We start from the raw sequence: 1,635 nt of genomic DNA on the forward strand, positions 1-1,635 counted from the left end.
TGCCTTGCCGACACCGCGCCCCTGACTACCAATGACTGCCGTTGCAGAGACGATCGCCCCCACCGAAGCGGTCCGCCCGCATGTGATGAAGGAGTTTCGTAAGCATTCGGGCAGCGTGTTCGGAGGAGTGTTCGGCGCTGCGGCATTCGACGAAGTGGCGCTCGTGCCGGTGGCAGCCGCCGTCGACAAGACCGGACGATTCGAGCGCAACTTCGCCGACCGAGGGGTCCGCAGTGGGTTCTCGGCGTTGCTCGCGATCTGGGGCGACGCCGAGGACCGTGCGGCCGAAGGCGAGCGGCTCAAACGGCTGCACCGCGAAGTCCGAGGCCGCGGCAAAGGCGAATTCGCCGAGATCCGTTACAGCGCACTGGATCCCCAACTGTGGAACTGGATCGCGGTCAGCGGGATCTTCGTGGTGCTGAATTCGTTCACACCCGTGACGGGCATCGAGCTGAATCCGGCCGAACTGGAAGAGGCCTACCGCCAACTGCTGCACGCATTCCGGGCCTTGGAGCTGCCGGGCAAGTCCGCGAAACTGCCGGCAACATATGCCGATGCGGTCAAGTACTACGACGACGTCGTCGAAACCCGACTGCAAGCCAACCCGTTCCTCGAGCGGGTGACCGACGGGCTGACGAAGCTGCCGCTGCCGACGCTGCTGCTGCCGGCGCCGCTGCGGGTCGGGATCACGCCGTTGTGGCTCGCGCTGCGGCCGGCGGCCGGACGCGTGGTGAAGGTGTGCTCGTTCGGCATCATGCACCCTGGCGTGCGCGAGCTGACCGGCTTCCGTTGGACCCCTGCGCATCAGCGCGAGTTCGAGCTCTACACAAAGCTGCTGCAGGTGGCCTGGCGGGTGCTGCCGGACCGGTTGCTGCTGATCCCGCTGGCCTACAACCGTTTGCAGTACGAGAAGCTGGTCCGTCTGCACCGCTCGGTGGCGCTGGACTCGTTCGCCCCGGCCGCCGGGTGCCCGGTCGGATAAGACGTCGGATGAGACACTGAGGCGGATGCGACAGCAACGAAACACCGCAAGCCCCGGCGAGCAGGAGGCGGCGATTCTGAAGGCGGCCGCCGAGGAGGTCGCCCTCGTCGGCCTGGCCCGGGCCAGCCTCGACGTCATCGCCCGCCAGGCCGGAGTCAGCCGCAGCACGCTCTATCGCCGGTTCCCCAGTCGTGACGCGTTGATCACCGAGCTGGGTCGACGCACGTTCGAGTTCGCGATGCAGCGATTGAGCACGGTCGCAATGGATTCCGGACCCAAAGACGCTGCCGTGGCGGCGTTCTGCGAGGGCCTGCGGCTGTTGACCACCGAACCGGTGATGCGCAAGTTCCTCCAACTCGACGGCAACATCGTCGTCGAGGGCATGTACGAAGAGGCCGAAGCGTTTTTGAACCTCGCGTCGGCCGGGATGGCCAAGGCATTGCGGGCGGCCGGGGCGACGATGCCCGACAAGGATTTACACGCCGTCGCCGAGATCCATATTCGGCTGGCCACCTCGCTGGCGCAGCTGCGGACCCCGGTGCTCGACGTCACCGACGACGACGCCGTGCGGGCCTACGCCCGTAAGCATCTCGCCCCGCTGGTGTACTAGCCTCGGCGATTTCGGCGCGCGCAGTCGCGCTGAGCGGGCTGTT

At 66.8% G+C, this 1,635-nt stretch carries 2 protein-coding genes; both read left to right on the top strand.

Translation table 11 applies throughout. The features are described from left to right. Positions 1-31: 31 nt before the first annotated feature. Positions 32-982, top strand: a complete 951-nt coding sequence (locus tag CWS39_RS28140; RefSeq protein WP_102146100.1) for an oxygenase MpaB family protein — start codon at positions 32-34, stop codon at positions 980-982. A 25-nt stretch (positions 983-1,007) separates the two neighbouring features. Then, positions 1,008-1,592: a TetR/AcrR family transcriptional regulator gene (locus CWS39_RS28145; RefSeq protein WP_102146101.1), complete on the top strand. Its 585-nt coding sequence runs from the start codon at positions 1,008-1,010 to the stop codon at positions 1,590-1,592. Positions 1,593-1,635: the final 43 nt, after the last annotated feature.

The organism is Mycobacterium hubeiense (assembly GCF_002838065.1).
GTDB classification, from domain to species: Bacteria; Actinomycetota; Actinomycetes; order Mycobacteriales; family Mycobacteriaceae; genus Mycobacterium; species Mycobacterium hubeiense.